Annotated in this window: 16 protein-coding genes and 1 pseudogene; 3 read left to right on the forward strand and 14 right to left on the reverse strand. The window is 47.9% G+C overall.

Annotated elements, in window-relative coordinates; genetic code table 11:
- Positions 1-154: 154 nt before the first annotated feature.
- The 8 genes from glcT to OM416_RS09210 all read right to left on the reverse strand — a co-directional run bounded on the left by glcT (position 155) and on the right by OM416_RS09210 (position 9,325).
- Entirely contained in the window at positions 155-1,009 is an 855-nt protein-coding gene (glcT, locus tag OM416_RS09175) for a glucose PTS transporter transcription antiterminator GlcT (protein WP_264928675.1), read from the reverse strand.
- Positions 1,010-1,174: 165 nt separating this feature from the next.
- Entirely contained in the window at positions 1,175-2,722 is a 1,548-nt protein-coding gene (locus tag OM416_RS09180) for a flotillin family protein (RefSeq protein WP_319951896.1), read from the reverse strand.
- A 60-nt stretch (positions 2,723-2,782) separates the two neighbouring features.
- Positions 2,783-3,319, reverse strand: coding sequence for a protease (locus tag OM416_RS09185; protein ID WP_169481855.1), 537 nt, complete (start codon positions 3,317-3,319; stop codon positions 2,783-2,785).
- Between the two features lie 218 nt (positions 3,320-3,537).
- Positions 3,538-4,701 carry an iron-containing alcohol dehydrogenase gene (locus OM416_RS09190; RefSeq protein ID WP_264928676.1) on the reverse strand — a complete coding sequence of 388 codons (1,164 nt, stop codon included), beginning with the start codon at positions 4,699-4,701 and terminating at the stop codon, positions 3,538-3,540.
- A gap of 92 nt (positions 4,702-4,793) precedes the next feature.
- Entirely contained in the window at positions 4,794-5,381 is a 588-nt protein-coding gene (locus OM416_RS09195; RefSeq protein ID WP_264928677.1) for an MSMEG_1061 family FMN-dependent PPOX-type flavoprotein, read from the reverse strand.
- A 158-nt stretch (positions 5,382-5,539) separates the two neighbouring features.
- A complete protein-coding gene (locus tag OM416_RS09200; RefSeq protein WP_264928678.1) occupies positions 5,540-7,138 on the reverse strand; it encodes a UDP-glucose--hexose-1-phosphate uridylyltransferase in 1,599 nt (532 codons plus the stop codon).
- 14 nt (positions 7,139-7,152) lie between these two features.
- Positions 7,153-8,142 carry a UDP-glucose 4-epimerase GalE gene (gene galE, locus OM416_RS09205; RefSeq protein WP_062835855.1) on the reverse strand — a complete coding sequence of 330 codons (990 nt, stop codon included), beginning with the start codon at positions 8,140-8,142 and terminating at the stop codon, positions 7,153-7,155.
- Position 8,143: 1 nt separating this feature from the next.
- Entirely contained in the window at positions 8,144-9,325 is a 1,182-nt protein-coding gene (locus OM416_RS09210; RefSeq protein ID WP_264928680.1) for a galactokinase, read from the reverse strand.
- A gap of 153 nt (positions 9,326-9,478) precedes the next feature.
- Here OM416_RS09210 and OM416_RS09215 point away from each other — a divergent pair, with 153 nt between their 5' ends.
- Positions 9,479-10,453, forward strand: a complete 975-nt coding sequence (locus tag OM416_RS09215) for an AraC family transcriptional regulator (RefSeq protein ID WP_264928682.1) — start codon at positions 9,479-9,481, stop codon at positions 10,451-10,453.
- 77 nt (positions 10,454-10,530) lie between these two features.
- Here the strand turns inward: OM416_RS09215 and mgrA are convergent, their stop codons facing one another.
- The 6 genes from mgrA to OM416_RS09245 form a co-directional block, all read right to left on the reverse strand.
- Positions 10,531-11,538, reverse strand: a complete 1,008-nt coding sequence (gene mgrA / locus OM416_RS09220; protein ID WP_264928684.1) for an L-glyceraldehyde 3-phosphate reductase — start codon at positions 11,536-11,538, stop codon at positions 10,531-10,533.
- A gap of 78 nt (positions 11,539-11,616) precedes the next feature.
- A complete protein-coding gene (locus OM416_RS09225; protein WP_264928686.1) occupies positions 11,617-12,357 on the reverse strand; it encodes an NAD-dependent protein deacylase in 741 nt (246 codons plus the stop codon).
- Positions 12,358-12,399: 42 nt separating this feature from the next.
- Positions 12,400-13,167 carry an HAD family hydrolase gene (locus OM416_RS09230; protein ID WP_264928688.1) on the reverse strand — a complete coding sequence of 256 codons (768 nt, stop codon included), beginning with the start codon at positions 13,165-13,167 and terminating at the stop codon, positions 12,400-12,402.
- Positions 13,168-13,231: 64 nt separating this feature from the next.
- Complete coding sequence (locus tag OM416_RS09235; RefSeq protein ID WP_264928690.1) at positions 13,232-13,996, reverse strand: alpha/beta hydrolase; 765 nt, start codon at positions 13,994-13,996, stop codon at positions 13,232-13,234.
- Between the two features lie 97 nt (positions 13,997-14,093).
- Positions 14,094-14,759, reverse strand: a complete 666-nt coding sequence (locus OM416_RS09240; RefSeq protein ID WP_145408163.1) for a bifunctional 2-keto-4-hydroxyglutarate aldolase/2-keto-3-deoxy-6-phosphogluconate aldolase — start codon at positions 14,757-14,759, stop codon at positions 14,094-14,096.
- A gap of 88 nt (positions 14,760-14,847) precedes the next feature.
- The gene (locus tag OM416_RS09245; RefSeq protein WP_264928694.1) at positions 14,848-15,813 is read right to left on the reverse strand and encodes a sugar kinase; all 966 of its coding nucleotides are present in this window, start codon (positions 15,811-15,813) and stop codon (positions 14,848-14,850) included.
- Positions 15,814-16,034: 221 nt separating this feature from the next.
- Here OM416_RS09245 and OM416_RS09250 point away from each other — a divergent pair, with 221 nt between their 5' ends.
- Positions 16,035-17,075 (forward strand): acyltransferase family protein, encoded by a 1,041-nt coding sequence (locus OM416_RS09250; protein WP_264928696.1) that lies wholly within the window; start codon positions 16,035-16,037, stop codon positions 17,073-17,075.
- A gap of 123 nt (positions 17,076-17,198) precedes the next feature.
- A pseudogene (locus tag OM416_RS09255) lies at positions 17,199-17,441 on the forward strand (KGG domain-containing protein); the annotation flags it as partial.
- Between the last annotated feature and the right edge of the window lie 295 nt (positions 17,442-17,736).

A 17,736-nucleotide genomic window follows, 5' to 3' on the forward strand; every position in this document is an offset into this window, starting at 1 on the left:
CACTCTAGTTAACTCATGCCTGATCGAGTCAGTAACACGTCGCTTTTTGTTTATTCAGTTGCTTGATTACGGAGACCATTGTAGCACCAGTTCTAATCCATTGCAAGCCTTTACAGCAAAAAAATCAATCCCGTATTCCATCAATGGAATGATTTCACTTATTCTCTTCTTCTTTCCGCTGATACAGCCGTTGGAGATGTATAGTCAGATAACCTACTTCCGCAGGATAGACAGGCAGACTCAGCCTTTTCTCCATCACTTTGGTCAGCTTCCATGCAAGCGAGTACATTTCGGGGTACTCCAATTTAAGCAGCGAATCCAATTTATGAAGTTCTTCGACTTTGTCTCCACGGCGAACACGCTCAAGGGCGAATCGAAGATGAGTCAGCAAACGGGAGTAGTCCAGCGATTCCGTTTCAAACGAATAATCGAGTTGGTTGGACACAAGACTCACCAAATCGGTGATCAGCTGTGAGTGTTCACGTACCTGGGATATATTCTGGTTGGTCATTGCGCTATAGATATGAAGGGCAACAAAACCAATCTCGTCCATCCCCAGATCTACACCCATTTTCTCCTTGATCAGACGAACAGCGTATTCTCCCATCCGATATTCTTCAGGGTAAATCTCACGGGTTTCATATAGAAACGGATTCTGTATGACAATTCCCTGCTCCTTGCGTTTTAACGCGAAAGAAATATGATCGGTTAATGCAATATGGATATGTTCATTCAGCGGAACGTCCGTACGCTCTGCGATATACGTAATGACTTCGTTAATAATCTCGATCAACGCTTCATCCACCTGTGGAAGAAGCTGCTTGTACTGTTCTTGCTCTTGCTGGTTTCTCAAAATGAACATCTTTTCCACAGCCATCAGTGGAATAATGTCATTGGTTTTCCTGTTGAAGCCGATGCCTTTACCAATCACGACGACTTCCCCATGTTCAGGATGTTGTGCAATGATTACATTATTATTTAGCGCTTTGGCTACATGCAGGCTACTCAAAGTTTGCACCTCTTTTTCACACCATCTTAGATGTGATAAGTCACACCCTAGTTAAGAACGAAAAGACATCCGGAGCAGGCAAATCGCGCCGGACGTCTCGCTTAAAAAGTAACAAAAATTCGCCTTAAGGTCAATAGAGCAACCATGCAACATTCGAAGTGCTTCTTACTCGTCAACCCCAGCTCTTTCCACAATCTTGTCGATTATCGAAGGGGTTGTAACAGCCTCGCTCTGTTGAATGGCAACCGGGGCAGGTGTTTTGGACTTGGTAAGGCCTTTAATCAGCTGCTCTACATCGATGCCGGATACGCTCTTGAGCATCTCTGGAGCCGTCGCCATGAGTTCGGTAACATAGTTACTCACTCGCGTAGCACCTTCACCTTTACCTGTATCTACCACAGTCAGTTTATCAATGGATGCAATTGGCTCTGCAATTTTGCCAGCCAGTTCAGGCAGCATTTTGACAATGATATCGAGTACTGCCGCTTCGCCAAACTTCTGGAACGCCTCGGCCAGTTTTTCTTTCGCTTCTGCTTCGGCAAGACCACGTAGACGAATAACTTCTGCATCCGCTGTACCTTTGGCAAGTTCCGCATCCGCCATAGCCTGACCTTCAAGTCGCTTCTGTTCAGCTGTTGCTTTGGCATGCGTTTCGATGGAGTACTGTACCGCATCGGCTTCACGCATTCTCTTGGCTTTATCCGCTTCGGCTGCCTGCTCCACCGCATAACGATCCGCTTCTGCCTTTTTCTTCACTTCAGCATCATATTGCTTCTCACGTACGACGATTTCTTTTTCCTGCAGATCGATCTCACGTTCTTTACGAACGAGTTCAACCTTCATTTCTTCTTCCACCACGGTCTGTCTCGCACGCGCTTCATGGATATGATACGCCTGATCGGCTTCCGCTTTTGCTGTATCCTGATCCCGCTTAAACGTGGCTACTTTCAGTTCTTTCTCTTTGGCTGCCTCGGCGATATTGGTATCCCGTAGTAACTCCGCTTTTTGACCCTGTTCTTCCGCATTGGCCTTCTGAATACGTGCATCACGCATTGCTTCCGCTTCAGCAATCTCCGCATCACGCTTCACCGCGGCAATTCTCGGTTTACCGAGAGCATCCAGGTAGCCTTGTTTGTCACGAACATCCTTGATGGTAAACGAAACAATTTGCAGTCCCATCTTTTTCAGATCTCTAGCCGCGACTCCTTGAACCTCTTGCGCAAACCGATCCCGGTTCCGATATACTTCTTCCACCGTCATCGTACCGAGGATGGCCCGCAAATGCCCCTCCAGTACTTCCTGTGCTTCGCTTCTCAGCGCTTCTACAGGTTTACCGATGAATTGTTCAGCTGCCGTAGCAACGTCCTCTACAGCGCCCCCTACCTTGATAATAGCGACACCGTCAGCAATAACTGGAACACCCTGTTCCGTGTACACTTCAGGAGTGGAGACATCCAGCTTGTGGGACAATAAGGAGATAAACTCGGATTGCTGGAAGATTGGCAGGATAAATGCACCGCCACCACGAACAATTTTAATTTTCCGGCCAGAGTCATCATCGGATATATTTTTGCTACCCAGGAATGACCCCGTAACGATCATCGCTTCATCCGGACCAACCGTTTTGTATCTCGCCCAGAAAGCCAAACCCAAAATCAGAATGACACCAACTACAACTGCAGGAATCAACAACACATCCCAATTCAAATCCATTCCACATCTCTCCCCTTATTCATTTATGAGTGCTTAAACTACTTAGATGATTAAACTACTTTATAAATCTTTAAGTACATCCTCATCCCATTCCGACACACGCAGTACACCATCTACGACATCCACTACGACAACACGCGCTCCCGCCGCAATGGGGAGGTGTTCAAAACTGGATGCCGTTTGAATCGTACTCCCGGATGCAAAGCGAATCATCACTTCACCAAAGCCTTTTTCCGGCACCGGAATGGTGATTTCCCCAATTTTTCCAGCTAACTCTTTCATTGAAAATGCAATCGAGACATCGCTGTTACGCATCGGTTTGATATATGCGAAGAATACCAGCATGGCTGCAGCAATACCTATAAGCAGGGATAATATTAGACCCGACATCGCACTTAATGAGCTATAACGTGTCAGCATAATGCCTGCTCCACCAAAGGTTGTAATGGAACCAGCTAATACAACGGGTTTGAAAAAATCAAGACCTGGCATTTCGAAGGCTCCGTCAATCAAGCCATCAATCAAGTCACCCAGCACAAGGCTAACAACCGCAAATATTGCTCCTCCGATTAGACACCCCCAATAAATTGTCTCCATCCCCTGTTCCTCCTCTCCTCTGCCGCAATTTCATCCTAACTGGGCATTCCACATGTAAATAAATACGTAGCTAACATCAAAATGTTTCAAAATCTTTCCTCAAATGTATTCTGGATCCGATAATGGGTATTACATAAAAAAAACCGCAAGCCCCCTGAAGGAGACTTGCGGCTATTGGACAACAGGATGTGTCCGTTCACTTGTCAGTTATTATAGAATTACAGAGAAGCTTTGTAGATCGATACAACATCTTCCCGTTGCAGTTTCTTGAAGTTACCGAATGGACCAAACAACATCGCTTTATCAGCCATAACGTCGATTTGGCTATCATCGATATCGTAATCAGCCAAACGGTTAGGGGCACCAATGGATGTCCAGAATTTGCTGAGTGCATCAATACCTTCTTCGGCAATCTGTCTGTCCGACTTGCCTTCAGGACTCACTTCGAATACATTGATCGCCAGACGTTTGAATCGGTCCACATTGACATCCAGATTATGTTTCATCCAGTGCGGGAACAAGATCGCCAGTCCGCCGCCATGTGGGATGTCATATACTGCGGATACCGCGTGTTCGATATTATGTGTTGCCCAGTCTCCTGCGAGACCCATATTCAGAACGCCGTTCAATGCCATTGTTCCGCAATATAGAATCGTTTCACGCAGTTCGTAGTTCTCCAGGTCTTCAACCAGACGTGGTGCTGCTTCCATTACGGTACGCAGAATCGTCTCACAGAAGCCGAGTTGAACCGGTGTGTTGGCATCCAGATGGAAGTAATGCTCCAATACGTGTGACATCATATCCACCATGCCGTATACCGTTTGATCCAGCGGAACGGTGTATGTATTCACCGGATCCAGAATGGAGAATGCAGGGAATGAATAGGCGCTGCCCCAGCCCAGTTTTTCTTGTGTATCCTGATTCGTAATAACCGAACCGGAGTTCATCTCCGAACCGGTTGCTGCCATCGTCAATACGGTACCGAGTGGAAGAGCGTCTTGTGCAACGGCTTTGCGCTGGGCAAAATCCCACATATCTCCATCATATTTCGCACCTACCGCAATGGCCTTGGAGCAGTCCAGTACACTACCGCCACCTACAGCGAGGATCAGGTCGATGTTTTTTGTTTTGCAGAGGTCTACCCCTTTATGCACCGTAGAAAGACGCGGGTTCGGTTCCACGCCTGCCAGTTCAGTCACTTCTGCTCCAGCTTCCTTGAGCAATCCGATCACTTGATCATACAGACCACTACGTTTGATACTGCCGCCACCATATACAAGCAGAACCCGTTTACCGTATTTCGGCACCTCTGTTTTCAATGCTTCCAGTTGTCCTTTACCGAAAATCAGTCGGGTTGGATTATAGAATTGGAAAGATCTCATATCTATTGTCGCCTCCAATGGAGTTTAGAATTTTAGTGCAACTCCAATTATAGTACCCCGTTTATAGAAAAACAAATCGATAGCCACTCACTTTATAACAACCCGTTAATCTCCAAATGGGCCCGGAACATCTCGCTCGTAGAAGGCAAATCCTCAGAGCCCACCCATGTTTCAGCCGACCATAATCCAGCTTGTTTGAATGCCCGCGGACAATGAATAAAGCATTCTTCCACATCCACAATGACAGCCGCACCAATCGTTTTACCGGTCCAGCCCATACTGGCGATAAATTCTTCATCCTTCGTAATGGACGCTGTACCATTAATGCGCAGCACTTCATTCAGACCCGGAATCAAAAAGAGCATACCAATACCAGGGTTAGACAAGATGTTCAACAAGGAGTCTATTCGCCGATTGCCTGGGCGTTCGGGATAGACGAGCCGATATGTATCATATACTTTTACGAATCCCGCTCCATCGCCTCGTGGGGATACATCACTTTTCCCATCACGATCGGACGTGGAGAGGAAAAATAATGGTGACATGGATAGAAAGTTCTGAACATGTGAATCCACAAATGAGATTGCCTTGTTACGCACATGTTCATGCGGTTCACCCACCATGCTTTGCAGTTCCTCTGCGTCTGTAATCAACGGAATATCCAATGCCTGCTTTTCCAAATCAATCCCCCCATTCCCTCAATTCATTGTGGTTCTCTAAGACTTCTCCCTATTATAACTGGCCCGGAAGTTCATTCCAATGCGCATAAATGACAAGAACGACTAGACGACAAGAACACCCGCTCATGATTGGGCGGGTGTTCTTGGTTTGTCGACTACTATTCAGTGTATCCCATGCTGCTTACAAAACGACGGAAAGCTTGGCGTCCTGCTTCATCATATTTGTAGACACCTGCATGCTCCAGAATCTCGGCAAATTTCAAGCCGACTTCTTGCTGTACAATGGCAACGGCTTGTTCTTTGTCTAGGTTAGGACCGAAACGTTCAATCAATTCTTCCGCCCAGCCCAGATGCTTGTTCAACACATGATCAGAAGCTTTCGCTGCTTCAGCAAGCTTGATATCTCCAGCGAGGATATCCGCGATACTGTCCAGCTCTTCTTTCAAACGACCTGGCAGTATTGCAAGTCCCATCACTTCGATCAGACCAATGTTTTCTTTCTTCAGATGGTGCATTTCACGGTGCGGATGGAAGATACCTTCAGGATGCTCGTCATTCGTGCGATTGTTTCGCAATACGAGATCCATCTCGTAGCCACCGTCTGCACTACGACGAACGATTGGTGTTACTGTATTGTGTGGTACTTGCTCCCCGTCCACTTCACTGAACGCTTCTATATCCACAGCTGAATCACTGTAGACCTTCCAAGCTTCATATACAGCGTTACCCGCTTCAAGCAGCTCTGCAGGATCGTGTGAAGCCAGACGCATCACAGACATCGGCCATTTTACAAGACTCAGTGTAAGTCCGGGTGCATCCGCATGACGGAAGACCGCCTCTGGCTGTGCATTTTGAATGGCGAATGTATGACGACCACCTTGGAAATGGTCATGTGTCAGAATCGATCCACCTACGATGGGCAGATCCGCGTTAGATCCGATAAAGTAATGCGGGTACTCCCCGACAAAGGCAAGCAGTCTGCGCAGCGTATCTTTGGTCAGTTTCATCGGCACATGATCATGATGGAAAATGATACAGTGCTCGTTGTAGTACACATACGGCGAGTATTGGAACAACCAAGGCTCGCTGTTAAGCTCCAGCGGAATGACTCTCAGATTCTGGCGGGCCGGGTGATTCACCCGACCAGCGTAGCCTACATTTTCACGACACAACTGGCATTTAGGATATACCGGTGGCGGAAGCAATTTCGCCATGGCTATTTCCTTGGGACTTTTCTCCGGCTTCGACAGGTTGATGGTAATCTCCATGTCTCCATAGGCGGTGTCCTGTGTCCAGTAGACGTTCTTCGAGATCCGATCCATCCGAATGTAGTTGGAGTTAATCGACAAGTCATAGAATTGAGATGTGGCCGCCTCAATGCCTTCCGTCTGCTCCGTGTGGCGGAAGGCGCGAACCACTTCGGATGGGCGTGCCATCAAATGACCCATGATTTTGGCATCCAGCAAATCACGGAACGTATCGCTATTTTCAGGAATAAGTCCAATGGTGAATCCATAATCAATCAACGTATCCAGCATGGCCTGTGGGCCATCGGGCACTGTCGTGTCCAACTCTCCGGCATAAGGCTCTGAGAATCCGAATTGTTCCAGCAGAAGGTTGCGGCTATAATCCCAATCCGCTTCCTCGATTAATTGTTTCTGCAAGGCAAATGCAACCAGACGTTCAATGGCATGCAGTGCTTCCTGCTGCTCCGGTGTCCGCTCTGTGGCACCTGCTGCAATATGAGTCTGTGACATAAGGTGTTCGCCTCCTAGTTTTTTCCGTAGCCGTCAGGACGTGATTGGTGCCAGCTCCAAGCGCTTTGAATGACATCTTCCAGATTGGTCCATTTCGGATTCCAGCCCAGGACAGATCTCGCTTTTGCAGATGAAGCTACCAGCACAGCCGGGTCACCTGCACGACGTGGTTCCTGTACAACCGGGATATCGAGGCCAGTTACTTTTTTAGCTGTTTCGATCACTTGTTTCACTGAGAATCCTGTACCGTTACCAAGGTTAAACACGTTACTGTTCTCACCTTTGCGAAGATAATCTACTGCACGCAGATGTGCATCAGCCAAGTCGCTCACGTGGATGTAGTCACGGATACATGTTCCGTCTTCTGTAGCATAGTCGTCACCAAACACGGCGATGTGCGGACGTTGTTTCAAAGCCGTTTGCAGCACCAGTGGAATCAGGTGACTCTCTGGTTGGTGATCTTCACCAATTTTACCGCTGTCATGAGCACCGGCTGCATTGAAGTAACGCAGTGAAACGTATTTGATATCCTGAACTTTATCGAACCATGACATCATGCGTTCCATCATCAGCTTCGTTTCGCCATATACGTTGGTTGGCTCTGTACGATCACTTTCTTCGATTGGTACTTTCTCAGGCTCACCGTAGGTAGCTGCTGTAGAGGAGAAGACGATGCGGCGTACGTTCGCTGCATTCATCGCTTCCAACAGACAAAGTGTACCAAACACGTTGTTGTCATAATATTTAGCCGGGTCTTTCATACTCTCGCCTACGAGTGAGTTGGCCGCAAAGTGAATAACTGCATCGATTGAATTTTCAGCGAACAGCTTCGCCAGAATTTCTTTGTCACGCAGATCCCCTTCATACAACTTACCGCCGAGCAACGCCTCACGATGCCCTGTCTGCAAGTTATCCAGTACAACAACCTCTTCCCCACGTTCCAACAATGCTGCTACCGTATGAGATCCAATATACCCTGCTCCACCTGTCACCAAAATTGCCATTTTACTTCGCCTCCTTCAATTCTTTAACACCGTCGCCTACGCCGCACACATAAAAATCACCTTTGAGACTGGTACGCGCTTCATACGCTGCGCCCACTTCGCTTACAAAACGCTCGACATCATCTTCATGCACAAGCGATACAGTACAACCGCCAAATCCTGCGCCAGTCATCCGAGCACCTAGCGTGCCTGGAATGCGTTGAGCTTCTTCGACCATAACATCCAGCTCATCACAGCTAACTTCATACAAATCGCGAAGCGATTCATGAGAAGCGTTCATCAGCTTGCCGAAGGTTTCCAGATCATTACCCTGCAATGCTTCTACCGATGCGAGCACACGAGCGTTCTCTTCCACGACATGCTGTGCACGCTGTCTTACTTTCTCATCCTTGATCTGATCCTGTAGCGTTACGAACTGCTCTGGCGTCAATTGAGCCAGGTAATTCAGTGCAGGCAGCTGTTCCTTCAAGATGGCAAGTGCCTGCTCGCATTGGGAGCGACGTTCATTGTAAGCCGAATCCACCAGACCGCGACGTTTGTTTGTATTACCGATGACCAGTTTGTAGGCTCCTGTACGGAAAGGAACCTTTTCATACTCCAGTGTGTCACACATCAGCAGGATTGCGTGATCTTGCGCACCGTTTGCGACAGCGAACTGATCCATGATTCCACAGTTGACACCGACAAACTCATTCTCTGCCTTCTGTGAAAGAAGCGCCAGTTGAACCGTATCAATATCCGACACACCCTCCAGAGACTGCATCGCAAATCCGGTAAGTACCTCCAGAGATGCAGACGATGAAAGTCCTGCCCCGTTCGGAATCTCCCCGTGGTACAGGAAGTCGTACCCTTTCGTTACATTCACGCCTTTGCCTTGCAGTTCAACCATGACACCAACAGGATAGTCGATCCATTCTCCGGTTTTTTCCTTACCGATGGAGGAAGTGTCTAGTACCCCTTCATAAGACATGTTCGTGGAAGCCAGTTGCAACTTGTTGTCCTGACGCTCACGAATGATCAAAGTTGTTCCGAATTCAAGTGCTGCCGGAAGCACGTATCCACCGTTATAGTCAATGTGCTCACCGATCAGATTCACACGCCCAGGGGCATGAAATACACGGATGTCCGCTCCACTCTCTCCGTACTTCTCAATAAACTTTTGTTTCAATTCAGTTACGTTCACTGCTGGTGCACCTCGCCTCGTTGTTGTGGTTTTCTTAATGTTATTATATAAGAAAGCGGTGCCTCTTGTAATGCAACCATGTGTGTTTCATATGGATAAATGTGACCTTAAGGCGTATAATGATCGGAGCATCCCGGAAAGAAGGAAACAACCATGGCAGATCAATCCAACGGCAAGAAAGACCCTCTTGCATCTACTATCGAAAAAATACAGGAATCACCTTCCGGTAAAAGTGGAGCACTCAGTTATTCGGTTGCCTCCAATCCCGTTTATTATGAACAAGGGGCACTTCATGTCCTCTTTGCCGGAGCAAGCCAGACCCTTCCGGGTCACGCCCTCGGACCCAAACTGTTTGATTATTATCTGCTGCACTATGTAGAAAAAGGGGCAGGTACGTTCCGTACCGAATTGCACACCTACGAGTTATCCGCAGGTGATTGTTTCCTCATTCATCCCGGGCAACTGGTGAGCTACCAGTCACATGCCCGCAACCCATGGCAATACCGCTGGATCGCCTTCACGGGCAGTCAGGCTGCCCAGCATGCCGAGGAGGCCGGATTCCGCCCGGAGAAGTCCGTTTTCCATGCCGGACCCTCTTGTGGCATATCCGATTGGCTATCCGTGATGCAGGATGCTTTTACCGAGCGTAAAGAAAGCTCACATTTTACATCACTGGGTACGTTATATATGATTCTAGCCGAAGCGCAAAATCACCTTTCGCAGGGCCAAACCTTAATTCCAGGTGAATCCTCCATCCGACGTACGGTGAAACAGATGATTCAATATATGTCTACCCAATATGCCTACCCTGTCTCCATTGAACAAATGTCTGCGAGTCTCGGGTACAACCGTGCGTATCTATCCCGTATTTTCAAACAGGAAACCGGACTTTCACCAGTCACCTATCTGCTAAAACTACGGATCGACAAGTCGCGCCAACTCCTGAGAGAACGCCCGGATCTGTCCATTGAACAGGTATCTGCATCGGTCGGACTGCCAGACGCGCTATATTTCTCCAAACAGTTCAAGCGATTTCATGGTGAAGCGCCCAGCTTGTATCGAGAGAAAATCCTGTCCCGCCCGCCACATCAGGGGTTACAGAAGAACACTCAACACAACAAACGATGAACAACATATCAGAACCACATACGACAAAAAAAGGTGCATTCCGCCATTATGGCTAAGATGCACCTTTTGCACTTTATTTATTTGTCATCAGGCTCCGGAGACAGAATGGATTCAATCCGTTCCAATTCCTCTGTAGAGAAATCCAATTGGCTGAGTGCAGCCACATTCTCTTCAATCTGGGAAGGACGGCTTGCACCAATCAGCGCAGAAGTTACTCTGCCATTACGTAGCACCCAGGAGAGTGCAAATTGGGCCAAGCTCTGACCACGGGCGGCTGCAATCTGGTTCAGTGCACGCACTTTGCGTAGCGTCTCTGGAGAGATGTTATTCTCATTCAGAAATACGGACGGACCTTTGGCACGTGAGTCTTCCGGGATACCATTCAAATATTTGTTCGTAAGCACGCCTTGTGCCAATGGACAGAACGCAATACTGCCTGTTCCGTACTCATCCAGCACGTCCTGCAAACCATCTTCAATCCAGCGCTCCAGCAGCGAGTATTTCGGTTGGTGGATTAACAATGGCGTACCCAGACCTTTCAGAATTTCGGCGGCCTGTCTTGTCTGCTCTGCGGGATAGTTGGAGATTCCTACATAGAGGGCTTTGCCCGAGCGAACAATATGATCCAGTGCCATCATGGTTTCTTCCAAAGGCGTTTCGGGATCATACCGATGTGAATAGAAAATGTCTACATAGTCCAGGCCCATACGCTTCAAGCTTTGATTCAGACTGGATATCAGATTTTTGCGTGAACCCCACTCGCCATACGGCCCGGGCCACATATAATATCCCGCTTTGGTGGAGATCACAAGTTCATCCCGATAAGGTTTCAGATCTTGGGCCAGTACCTGTCCAAATAACTGCTCTGCCGAACCTGCCGGTGGACCATAGTTGTTGGCAAGGTCAAAATGTGTAATGCCCAGATCAAATGAACGGGTAATCATATTACGACCATTCTCGGCATTGTTAATACCGCCAAAATTATGCCACAGCCCCAGTGAAATCGCTGGCAATTTCAAACCTGAACGCCCAACGCGGTTATATTTCATCGTTTCATAGCGAGTATCGCTTGCTACGTAGACCATTATGAATCCCTTCTTTCCCCAGGTTCCGCCTCTGTTGTCCGGTCTATGCCGGAGAATGCGGTTATTCAGTCCAAGCGTTTAACCAAGAAGCTGGTCCACATTATTCATTACCTCACCAATTGGCTCTGTAATCAGTAAATCAGCCCGGCGGTCGTAAGCGGTAGGTGTGGCGTTAAGAAGAACGGTATGTTTTCCTTGAAAATACGTAATTAACTGGGCGGCCGGATATACCGTCAGTGATGTGCCGCCCACAAGTAACAGATCGGCTGAAGACAGCGCATCAATGGAACGATACAATGTCGTCTGATCCAGCTCCTCTTCGTACAGCACCACATCCGGCTTGATCACACCACCACATGCGGTACAGCGTGGTATGGTATCTTGGGATTGTATAATTTCATTCAGCGTATAAAACTGTTTGCAATCCATACAGGCGTTACGATGAACTGAGCCGTGAAGCTCAAAGACATTACTGCTGCCTGCCTTCTGATGCAGTCCATCAATATTTTGCGTGATGACTGCCTGAAGTTTCCCCTCTTGCTCCAGACGGGCCAACAGTCGATGACACCCATTCGGTTCCGCATCTGGATGAAGCATTTTGCCACGATAAAAATCATAAAAAATATCGGCATGTTGATCAAAAAAGTGTCGGCTTAACAACTCTTCCGGTGGATAAGGTGAATGCTGCTCCGTCTGATACAGACCCGCAGCCGAGCGGAAGTCGGGAATCCCGCTTTCTGTTGAAGTCCCGGCCCCTCCGAAAAAAACAATACGGGAGCTTTCCTGAATCCAGGCAGCCAGTTGTTCTGTTGCGTTCATCCTCTCTCCTCCTTTTATATCGTTCAACCAAGCCAGGGTGACTTATATAATCACGCTTATCTCATTATAATGACGAATAATGGCATGGGCATCAACCAGGTGAGATCCTTGATCTAACTGCGGACAGTAACCGAGCGTATAAGATACTCCCGCGTGCCGCCCCATCTGCATATCCCCATTACTGTCTCCAATGACAACGGCCTCCGCAGGATCGATATTTAATTCACGGCAAGCCAACAGTGCAGCTTCTCCATCCGGTTTCCCCTGGGTCACCCGATCACAGCCCACAATGGATGTGAAAAAGGAACGGATCCCCATCCAATCCAAATGTGTTTCTGCTGCCGCTGTACTGTCTGAAGTGACGACCGCCAGTGGTATGTCTGCTGCCCTGCATTTCTGCAAGAAAGCCAGCAATCCTGACATTGGTCCAGCCAGTTTTCTCTGCCTAACCTCTCGCATGGCGACACTTGAAAATTGGCGTATCGTAGTGATCGCTTCATTCCACGGCATGCCCGCCGCATATAGCTGCCCTGCAAGTAATCCCGTGCACTCATCAACAGTGGCAATGGCCAGCGGACCTTGCGGATCATATCCAACAATATGACCTTGTTCATTATGGATGGTGCCCAGAACATGCTCCAATTCAATCGTAAAAGAAGCCCCAACCTCATTCATACGTGTTTGTAACTGATTGAGCAGCGTCTCTGCCCACGGCCCCCATAGCTGGAGGAATTCCAGCAGTGTTCCATCTTTATCGAACAGGATACCTTTACATGGAATTTGCGCTCCATGCACTTGAAGCATGGTCATCCGTATCACCTCCATCAAGTTATGCTATAAATGCATACAGCCCTTAATGCAGAATAATCAAAATCTACTTGATGGTACTTAACCAAGCCAGAACTGTCTTGACGGTCTGATTCAGCTGTTCTTCTCCACTCACTTCTGGCTCGCCATCCCCTTTTTGATGACCATAATCACCGAACTGGGCATGGTTTCCACCTTCAATAGTGTAATATACCGTGTCCTCTGGAAGATACATACGTCCACTCTGATACTTCGTGGCATTCACGACCTCATCTTTAGTACCCAGAATAGATAAAGCAGGGATTCCCAGTGACTTTACGCTTCCTTTTTCATCCGGGTAGGATGCCAAGAAGAAGATGCCCTGAAGCGCATCAGGATGTGCGGCTACATAACGTGCAGCCATGGCCCCACCGAGAGAGTGTCCACCCATAACAAATTGTTCGTCCGGATATGCGGCCAGAATCTCATCTGCCAAGTTTGGCTTGAGCACTGCCAGGTTGACTGGCATTTTGGCAATAATCGTGTGATGACCAGCAGCAGCCAATTCATGCGCAAGTGGTGCATAACTTTCCGGTTTTACCAGTCCACCAGGATAAAAAAGTACACTTTTCCCAGTGGGTTTGTCTGGCACAAAATCAATCCAGTTCTCTTGTTCACTCACCGTCACCGGATTGGCTGTTTCCATAGCGGTTTGAGCTGTTTCCTGTGGACCATATGGTGTGAATAATTTCCACGCAACAAACCCACATCCAATGACAATGAGCGCCAGAAGTACGAGCAGGAATTTCCCAATGCCCCTCTTCTTGCGCCCTGTATTATACCGATTTCTCAACGTTAATCACCTTTCTTCACTTCCGCAGGTGCCGCGGCTCACAGAAGTGGGAGCCATTCGTTTATCAGGCTCCCCTTCTCCGAATTTCAAAAAAATATTATTCAGCCTTGGCCTTGCGGTAAGCATCCATATATTGTTCCGCTTTGCGACGGACATGACTCAGGTCACCCGTCTTCACAGCTTCCGTTGTCAAATCGGAGCCGATCCCTACAGCCACTGCTCCACCCTTAATCCAATCCCCCAGATTAGACAAGGATACCCCGCCAGTTGGCATAAAATTCGCCTGCGGCATAGGGCCCTTCATCGTTTTGATAATCGAAGGATCATACAGGTTACCCGGGAACAACTTCACAATGTCCACGCCGAGTTCCAATGCGCGTTGAACGTCAGCAATCGTCATCACACCAGGCAGAATCGGAATTCGATACAGGTTACAGATCTGCACGGTATCTGGGTTCAGGGAAGGTCCGACTACAAACTCGGCACCCGACATGATAGCCGCTCTCGCCGTCTGCGGTTCAAGCACCGTTCCCGCACCAATAATAGCAAATTTCTCTGGATCTTGTGTGTTCCAATGGTATACACGGCTTAATTTTTCAATGGCTTTGAGGGCACTGGGTACCGTCATCGTAATCTCGATAACTTTGATGCCACCCGCAATCGCTTGCTCGGCCATGGCAATGACTTGATCAGCAGAATCTGCACGCAGAACTGCCACAACCCCATTGTCCGTAATCTTTTGCAACAGCTGAAGCTTCTTCATTTCATTCTCTCCCTTGTCAATGTGGTGGTTGTGTATACAAGCCTTACATTTAAGAACGAAGATGAGCCATATATGATTTCAGCAGCGACTAGCGCTCAACATGGGCAACGTTGTTCAGCTTAGCCTCGACCTGCCCCCACGTCGGGAGTGCCTCCCAATCGCCAACAGCCTGTATAACCATGGAACCGGTCAAATTACCGAGACGGGTTGCTTCCTGCGGGGAGTATCCTTTTAAAAGGCCCGATAAAAATCCCGCGCAGAATCCATCTCCTGCTCCTACCGTATCCAGAACATAATCCGCCTTAAAGTACGGAACTTCCGTTAGGGTACCATCCGCCAATACGTAGGTCAAATCAGGGCCGCCCTTCACGATGCAGACAGCTTTCATGGCAGACAGTCGCTCAAGTACTTTTTGATCATTTTCTTCGTTATATAGAAGTTTCATCTCGTCCAGACCCGGTAAAAAGTAGTCCGCCAGTTCAGCCAGTCGCAGTAAAACTGGACGGGCCTCATCCGCTGACCATAGTTTGAGACGCAGATTCGGATCAAAGCTTACTTTCACACCAGCCTGTTTGGCAATATGTATGGCAGCTTCTACCGTTTCAAGTCCAGACGGGCTTATCGCTGCGGTAATACCTGTAACGTGCAGTATCTTCGCACCGGCAATATAATCGGGATCCAGATCATCAGGTGTAATCGCACTTGCGGCGGATAGCTTCCTATAATAATGTACCGAGGCTTTCCCGGAAGCGTTCTCACGAATCATCAAACCGGTGGGCTCGTGATCACTTAACCGTACTCGGGAGACATCTACGCCTTCACCGCGAATGGCTTTCAAAATCATGCTACCGATCGGATCATTGCCCAAACGTCCAAACCAACCACTGGTATGCCCCAGCCGGGATACGCCAATGGCCAGATTGCTCTCGGCACCCCCGAACGACTTGTCCAGCGTGGCCGCATATTCCAGACCTCTTGTATCCTTGGCAGTCAGCAAACCCATACTTTCCCCAAATGTAATAATTTCCGGGCTTGGATAAGGACTCGTTGACATGATTTCTTTCCTCCTTATATTTACATTTCCTCATCTTCTGTTACTATTGTCATCCTCTATGCAACCGTTGTCAATCCCGGAGCGTTCATTTTTTGTCACAGCTTTGAGAAAAGATAACGCTTACTAATGTGAATTAAATCACAATAGACAATGTACATCCATATTACCCTTATTACAGATGCAAATGACCTTGCAAAAAGGGTCTATAAGGGGGCTGCACCATGAAAAATCAGACACTGATCCGGGATGATCAGGAATCTTTCTTTTACAATTTGCGCTTTATGCTCATCGTCTGTGTTCTTGCAGGTAATGCACTTGAACCATTAATCACACGCTTTGCAGGAGCAGAGGCTCTGTTCCTGTGGATATATACGTTTCACATGCCACTCTTTGTATGGGTAACCGGGTATTTTGCGACATACTCGCTCCAAGGCGCACCTGGACGAAACGTCCTGAAGCAGATTGCCTTACAGTATGTACTTTTTCAGTCTTTGTACGCATTAATGGACCTTACTGTGTTCCACACACCTCATATGAGGCTATCCTTCTTTGCACCTTACTTGCTGTTATGGTTTCTCGCGAGTCATTTCTGTTGGCGATTGCTGCTGCGTCTTACGATTTCATGGAAACCGATATATCGGCTGATTGGATCGATTGCGCTCGGTGTAATTGCCGGGTATTTGCCCATTGACGGGTTCTGGCTCAGCTTCAGCCGTACGTTTGTGTTCTTGCCGTTTTTTGTCATCGGTTATGACTATGGAGCATCCATCCGTTCTCGATTACTATCCGGTTGGGGGCGAAAAACCGCAGCCATCCTCTCCGCTGCACTGTTGGTATGGATCGGATATGGCGGTTTGAATATTTCATCAGGATGGTTACTCGGCAGCATGACGTACGCCGAACTGGGTCATCACGAATGGTATGCCGGAATCTTCCGACTGGGTGTCTACTTGCTTGAAATTGCATCGGCAGCACTGTTCTTGGCCTGGGTACCATCCTTGGCTTCCAGACTGACGGACCTTGGAAGACGCACACTCTATGTGTTCCTGCTGCATGGTTTTCTCGTTCGTCTCGCGATCTGGTCTGGAGTCTACAGTTATATGGGAAGCTCGGCATATATTCCAGTCATACTTGTCATCGCCGTACTCTTCGCAGTCACACTGGCTCTGCCGGCTGTACGCCACACGTTCAAACCCTTAATTGAACCGGATATATCACGCTTTACTTTCAATCGTCATGAGGTGTTTAAACGGTCGGCCTAATGCTCTGACGGATCTCTTCACCATCGATTCTATCCTAGTGTGTTGTTTCAGGCTGGAAATAAGGTGGTAAATTAGGGATACGCGCTACAAAAAACAACTTATCGTTGTAAGGAGTGATTTGTAATGGCACGTCAACCGACGTCAGAACGCAAGATGAGCCGTGAAGAAGCCGGCAGATTAGGTGGCAAAGCCACTTCCAAGAACCATGATCGAAGCTTCTATCAGATGATTGGAAAAAAAGGTGGAGAAGCGACTTCAGATGCCCATGACACTGACTTTTACAAGCAGATTGGCCGCAAGGGCGGCGAGGCAACTTCCGAAACCCATAATAAGGAATTCTATCGTGAGATTGGACGCAAAGGCGGAAGCAACTGATGAATCCCGCACGCCACATCGAAACATGATCATAGCTTTCCCGCAAATCAAGAAGTCTAATTCCATGAAAATGGTTTGAGGCTTCTTTCTATTGATTGTAGAAATATGACGACGGTTGTGATAGACTCAATAGAAAAACCGGGTGTTCACGGGTTTAAAGCAGCAAAGAATTTCACAAACTACGGGGAGCTCGACACCGGCATGCCGGTCCTTTTTTTTAGAGTACGGATGAAATTAAACGACAGATGCACTGCCATTTACTTTTCCATTCATGTTGCTCAATATT

Origin of the sequence: Paenibacillus sp. LS1 (assembly GCF_026013365.1) — a bacterium.
Classification (GTDB): Bacteria; Bacillota; Bacilli; order Paenibacillales; family Paenibacillaceae; genus Paenibacillus.